Origin of the sequence: Cellulomonas septica (assembly GCF_012396155.1) — a bacterium.
GTDB lineage: Bacteria > Actinomycetota > Actinomycetes > Actinomycetales > Cellulomonadaceae > Cellulomonas > Cellulomonas septica.
In genome coordinates, this window is sequence record NZ_JAAXOY010000176.1 from 1 (window position 1) to 5,825 (window position 5,825).

Genomic DNA, 5,825 nt, shown 5'->3' on the forward strand with positions numbered 1-5,825 from the left:
GGGGTCTGCGCGGGCCGCGCGGAGCGGCGCGGCACGACGCGCGTGGACGGGAGCAGACGCGCAACGGGCCGGCCGGACGCGGTGTGCGTCGCAGCCGGCCCGTCTGCCGGTCGTCGTCGGGTCAGGGCTCGATCGGCGTGAGGACGAAGACCGGGATCAGGCGGTCCGTCTTCGTCTGGTAGCTGTCGTACGCGGGCCAGACCGCGGTCGCGCGCGCCCACCACTCGTCGCGCTCGGCGCCCGTCGCCTCGTGCGCCTCGTAGTCGCGCTTCACGGCGCCGTCCTGCAGCTCGACGTGGGGGTGCGCGACGAGGTTGTGGTACCAGGCGGGGTTCTCCGGCGTGCCGCCCTTCGACGCGACGACCGCGTACCGGCCCTCGTGCTCGACGCGCATGAGCGCGTTCTTGCGGAGCTTGCCGCTCGTCGCCCCGACGGAGGTCAGGACGATGACGGGCTTGCCCTGCAGGGTGTTCCCCTCGCGGCCGTCGGTGGCCTCGAAGAGCTCGGCCTGCTTGCGGGCCCACTCGGACGTGCTGGGTGCGTACTCACCGGTCAGAGGCATGTCGGTCGCAACCTTCGGTCTCGTGGCGTCATTCCCGCCGCGCACGCCGGGCGGAGGGGTCAGTGCTTCTTCTGCTGGTCGAGGAAGTCCTTGGCCTTCTCGACGACCTCGTCGACCTTCGCGTCCGTGCCGTCGTCCGTGCGCGACTTCACGACTCCGGCGGCGCGGTCGAGCGCGTCCTTCGCCTGCTCCTCGTGGCCCTGCAGGGCGCCCTTCGCCTTGCTGACCAGGTCGTCGATGCCCATGTCGTCTCCTGCGGCTCGTGGGGGTCGCCGGACGGCCCCGGCATCCGCCAGTCTGCGGGCCGCTCGGCGGACCCGCCTGTCGGGAGACGTGGTGGGCGCGGGCGCCGGTGTCTAGCCTGGGTGTCGAGGTGAGCGACGATGCACGCTGAGGTGGGTGACACGGTGGTCGTCCACGGCCGGACGGTCGGGACGACGGATCGCCGCGGGACGGTCGTGGAGGCGCGCGGCTCCGACGGGCCGTACCTGGTGAAGTTCGACGACGGGCACGAGAGCCTCGTCTTCCCCGGGCCTGACGTGTCGGTGGAGGCACGGGCCTGAGTCCGCGGCCGACGGCCGGCCGGCGCCCCTACGCTGACGCGCATGGGTGAGCGGTCGGGCGTGGACGGCCAGGACGACGGGTACCGCATGACGGGGTTCGTCGTGCGGGACCACCGGGTGCGCGTCCCGGTCGACCGCGCGGACCCCGCGCGGTTCGGGGACATCGAGGTGTTCGCGCGCGAGGTCGTCGACCCGCGTCGTGCCTCGGACGACCTGCCCCTGCTGCTGTTCCTGCAGGGCGGACCCGGCGGGATGGGCCCGCGGCCCACGCAGGGCGGCTGGCTCGCGCAGGCGCTCGAGAAGCACCGCGTCGTGCTGCTGGACCAGCGCGGGACGGGCCGGTCGTCGCGCGTCGACGCCCGAACGGTCGAGCGGATGACCGCGTCCGGTGCCGACGCCGCGACCGTCGCCGACTACCTCGCGTGCTTCCGCGGCGACGCGATCGTGGCCGACGCCGAGCACCTGCGCGCGACCGTCTTCGGCGGGCGGCGGTGGGCGACGCTCGGGCAGTCGTACGGCGGGTTCCTCACCATGACGTACCTGTCGCGGCACCCCGAGGCGCTGACCCGCTGCTACGTGACGGGCGGCCTGCCGCCGCTGACGGTCGACGCCGAGACGGTCTACCGGCACACGTTAGACCGGCAGGAGGCGCGCAACCGCGAGCTCGCGCGGCAGCACCCCGACGACGTGGCGCTGCTCGGCGCGCTCGCGGACCGGGCCGCCGCCGGGGACGTCGTGCTGCCGGGCGGCGACGTGCTCACGGTCGAGCGGTTGCAGACGCTCGGCATGTCGCTCGGGATGAGCACGGGGATCAGCGGCCTGCACTGGCTGCTCGACACGGCGCTCGACGACGCGACGGGCGAGCCGTCGGTGCCGTTCCTCGCCGAGGTCGCGGCGCGCACCGGCTTCGAGACGAACCCGCTGTACGCGGTGCTGCAGGAGGTCATCTACCACCAGGGCGAGCGCGCGGGCGGGTGGGCGGCGGCCGCGGAGCACGACCGGCGACCGGCATTCGCGTCGGACGCCCGCCCGCTGCTGCTCACCGGCGAGGCGATGTACCCCTGGATGTACGCGCAGCAGGCGGCGCTGCGCCCGTTCGAGGCGGCCGCGCACCTGCTCGCCGAGCGGACCGACTGGCCGGAGCTGTACGACCTCGACCGGCTCGCGTCGAACGACGTGCCCGTCGCGGCCGTGCAGTACTACGACGACCCGTACGTCGACCTCGACCTGGCGCTGCGCACCGCCGACGCTGTCGGGAACGTGCAGGTGTGGATCACGAACGAGCACCTGCACGACGGGCTGCGCGTCGCGGGCGACACGATCCTGCCGCGCCTCGTCGACCTGGTGGACGGCGTCTGGTCGGTCACGGGCCGCTGAGCGACGCATCCGGCCTGATGCCGGGGCGTCGACTCAGCGCCGGTGGGCGGTCCCGACGTCGACGCGCGTCACCGGTCCTCCATGAGGTCGAGCGGCGCGGCACTGCCGTCGAGCGTGACGCCCGGCCGCAGCGCGGTGTCGTCGGACGACGCGGTCCGCGGCGTCCAGCCGAGGTGGGGGGCGACGGAGGTCGCGACGTTCTCGAGGATGCGGCGGCTCATGGCGTGCGACGCGTTCGCGGGCAGGACCACGTCGAGCCCGGTGGCCTCGCGCAGCGCGACGTCGGCTCGGAGGCTCTCGACGACCGCGTCGGCCGGGCCGTGGTGGGTCGGCGAGAAGACGCCGAAGCCGGTGCCGGGGTGGGGGCGCCCGCGCGAGTCGAAACGACCCGCGTACCAGGCGACGTACTCCGCGAAGAGGTCGTCGTCGGCGGGCGTGACGCTCGGCAGCACGATGCGGCCCGCGACCACGCGGGGTGTTCGGCCGGGTACGTCGAACGCGTCCTTGTAGGCGAGGATCTGGTCGCGTTGACCTTCCTCGAAGGAGCGCCCGTCGTCCTCGGTGTTGAGGGTCGAGACGAGCAGGTCCATGCCCTGCTCCGCGGTCCGGACGGCCGTGGCGCGCGATCCCGGGCCGTACCAGACGCGGTCGGCGAGGCCCGGGCTGTGCGGCGTGACGGTCAGCGGCGTGCCGGGTTCGGCGATCGGGAAGCCCGACGACGGTGCGACGGCCACGGGCTCGCCGCGCAGCGCGGCCCGCAGACGGGCGATCCGGTCCTGCGACTCGTCGTCGAACGACCGCTCGCCGGCGCCGTACACGCCGTCGAGGATCGCGGCGGCCGGCTTGATCCCGCCCGCGACGCCGAGCTCGAGCCGCCCGCCCGACAGCAGGTCGACGGTCGCGGCGTCCTCCGCGACGGACACCGGGTCCGCATACCGCATCGGCAGGACGGCCGTGCCGAACCGCAGGCGGGTGGTGCGCTCGGCGATCGCCGAGAACAGGGGGAACGGCGAGGACAGGAACCGTTCGAGGTGCCGGACGCGCACCCAGCCGACGTCGTAGCCGAGCTCCTCGGCGAACCGGAACAGGTCGACCGCGTCGCGCAGCGACCTGCCGGCGTCGGCGGGGTCGTCGTAGGGGACGAACGTGAGGAACGAGAGCTCGAGGCGCGGCGTCACGTGCGCACGCTACGACGCGCGGCTCGTGGTCGGAGGGCGGCGGCCCACGCGTCCCACCGGTCGGGCGGTGTCAGCCCCACCAGCGCCACCAGCGCGGTCCCGCGGGAACGCCCTCCGAGCGCGGCCGCGGCGCTGCATCGTCGGACATCGGGAGGGGTCCCGCGGGAACACCCGGCGGGTGCGGCCTCGGACCCGCGTCGTCGGGCGTCGGCACCTCGTCGTCGTGCGTGTCGGTCGCCGCGCCACGCGTCGTGTCGGCCGGTGGGCGTGCGGCGTCGCGCGGCAGGTCACCGCGCACCGGCCACGTCTCGCGCTCGCGTGCGTCCTCGCCCTGCGCCGGTGCCGTCTCCATGTCGGCCAGCGTGGAGGGGATCGGGACGGGTGGCCAGCGGAATCGTCGTCGACCACCCGCCCGGCGTCGCTAGACACGCGTCGTCGTGCGCTCCGTGTACGCCTCGCGGACGGTGGCCTCGGCGGCCTTGCCGTACATGCAGTAGTCGTCGTTCGTCGCGGCGTCGGCCTCGTCGTACAGGGACGCGGGCCAGTCCCACAGCATGAAGCCCTGGACCCACGGGCGGCGGGCGCTCGCGGTGAAGGCGGCCTCGTACCAGTCGACCTGCGCCTCCTGCGACGGTGCCCCGCGCAGCGACCAGTCGTTCGGGAGCGCGGGCGACCCCTCGCGGCTGGGGCAGCCGGCCTCCATGAAGAAGAACGGCTTGCCCCACCGCTCGACGACGGGCTCGATGCGGTCGAGCTGGTTCTCCCAGTCGTCGACGGGGTAGTAGCCGGAGGACGAGATCACGTCGACGGCGTCCCACCAGGTGACGCGGTCCTCCTGGTACTTGTCGCAGTTGTAGGTGACGAGGCCGTCGTACACCTCGCGGACAGACGCGATCAGCGCGCGCCACTCGTCCGCCCGGCGGTCCGTCTGGACCATCTCGCAGCCGACGCAGAGCATCTCGACGCCCTCCTCGGCGGCGATCCGCGCGTGGTGGACGACGTAGGCGGTGTACGACGCGAACCACTCGGACCACGTCGGCTCGCACGGCACGTCGTGGTCGAAGAAGTTGATGTGCGCGCGCCAGGTGCCGTCCGCGACGTTGACGACGGGCTTGAGGACGACGCGCAGCCCGCGGGCCTTGGCGGCGCGGACCGCCCACCGGATCTCGTCGTCGGTGACCGTGGGCGGCTCGGTCCAGCGGATGTCGACCGACTGCGCGGTGTCCTGGTAGGCGGCGAACGTGACGGCGGTCCAGGTGACGCCGAGGCGCTCGACCATGAGGTCCATCGATCGCTCAGCCGCCGGGCCGTCCCAGGTGCCGCGGACGCCGGTCCAGCCCCACGTCATGCCGGCGACGTACCCGCCGGGGATCTGCTCGCTCACGTCGCCTCCTGTCCGACGCCGCTCCGTCGCAACGTCCCGGACAGCGTAGACGACTTATTCAGTCGACTGAACTTAGTGGTCCATGCGTCGGAGGAGCACCGTTACGCGTCGTCGTCAGCGACGAGCGCGCGCGCCCGCTCGAGCACCGCGTCGAGCATCGCGGGCGTGAGCCGGCCCGTGAAGGTGTTCTGCTGGCTCACGTGGAAGCAGCCGAGGAGCGTCAGCGTGGTCCGCCCGCGTCCGGCGTCCGGGCGTCGCAGCCGCACCTCGACGCCGTGCCCGAAGGCCGGTCGCGGACGCGGCACGTCCCACCCCTGCTCGGCCAGCGTCGTCAGCACCGCCTGCCACCCGAACCCGCCCAGCACGACCATCACGGCCGCGTCGACGAGCTCGACCTCGCGCGCCAGGTACGGCCCGCACGTCCGGCGCTCGCCGGGGGTCGGTGCGTTCGCGGGAGGCGCGCACCGCACGGGGGCCGTCACGCGGATCCCCGTGAGCGTCAGGCCGTCGTCGGCGCGCGTCGACAGCGCCTGCGACGCGAACCCCGTCCGGTGCATCGACGCGAACAGGAAGTCGCCCGACCGGTCGCCCGTGAACATCCGGCCCGTGCGGTTGGCACCGTGCGCGGCGGGCGCCAGGCCCACGACGAGCACGCCCGCCTGAGGGTCGCCGAAGCCCGGGACCGGTCGCGCCCAGTACGTCTCGTCGCGGAAGGCGGCGCGCTTGACCTCGGCGACCTCCTCGCGCCACGCGACGAGCCG

7 protein-coding genes are annotated in these 5,825 nt (G+C 73.9%); 2 read left to right on the forward strand and 5 right to left on the reverse strand.

Features of this window, described 5'->3' with window-relative positions:
- Window positions 1-121 precede the first annotated feature (121 nt).
- A complete protein-coding gene (locus HGA02_RS08625; RefSeq protein WP_168678673.1) occupies window positions 122-562 on the reverse strand; it encodes a nitroreductase family deazaflavin-dependent oxidoreductase in 441 nt (146 codons plus the stop codon).
- A gap of 59 nt (window positions 563-621) precedes the next feature.
- Window positions 622-807: an antitoxin gene (locus tag HGA02_RS08630; RefSeq protein WP_124341763.1), complete on the reverse strand. Its 186-nt coding sequence runs from the start codon at window positions 805-807 to the stop codon at window positions 622-624.
- Between the two features lie 138 nt (window positions 808-945).
- On the opposite strand from HGA02_RS08630, the gene HGA02_RS08635 reads away from it, so the two are divergent.
- Window positions 946-1,125 (forward strand): DUF1918 domain-containing protein, encoded by a 180-nt coding sequence (locus tag HGA02_RS08635; protein WP_124341762.1) that lies wholly within the window; start codon window positions 946-948, stop codon window positions 1,123-1,125.
- A gap of 42 nt (window positions 1,126-1,167) precedes the next feature.
- Window positions 1,168-2,502, forward strand: a complete 1,335-nt coding sequence (locus tag HGA02_RS08640; RefSeq protein WP_246247584.1) for an alpha/beta fold hydrolase — start codon at window positions 1,168-1,170, stop codon at window positions 2,500-2,502.
- A gap of 68 nt (window positions 2,503-2,570) precedes the next feature.
- On the opposite strand, the gene HGA02_RS08645 is transcribed toward HGA02_RS08640, so the two are convergent.
- From HGA02_RS08645 to HGA02_RS08655, 3 genes are all read right to left on the reverse strand, one after another.
- Window positions 2,571-3,680 (reverse strand): LLM class flavin-dependent oxidoreductase, encoded by a 1,110-nt coding sequence (locus HGA02_RS08645; RefSeq protein WP_168678674.1) that lies wholly within the window; start codon window positions 3,678-3,680, stop codon window positions 2,571-2,573.
- 421 nt (window positions 3,681-4,101) lie between these two features.
- Entirely contained in the window at window positions 4,102-5,064 is a 963-nt protein-coding gene (locus HGA02_RS08650) for a glycoside hydrolase family 113 (RefSeq protein WP_425483048.1), read from the reverse strand.
- A 101-nt stretch (window positions 5,065-5,165) separates the two neighbouring features.
- A partial coding sequence (locus tag HGA02_RS08655) for a uracil-DNA glycosylase (protein ID WP_168678675.1) occupies window positions 5,166-5,825 on the reverse strand: 660 nt, incomplete at its 5' end.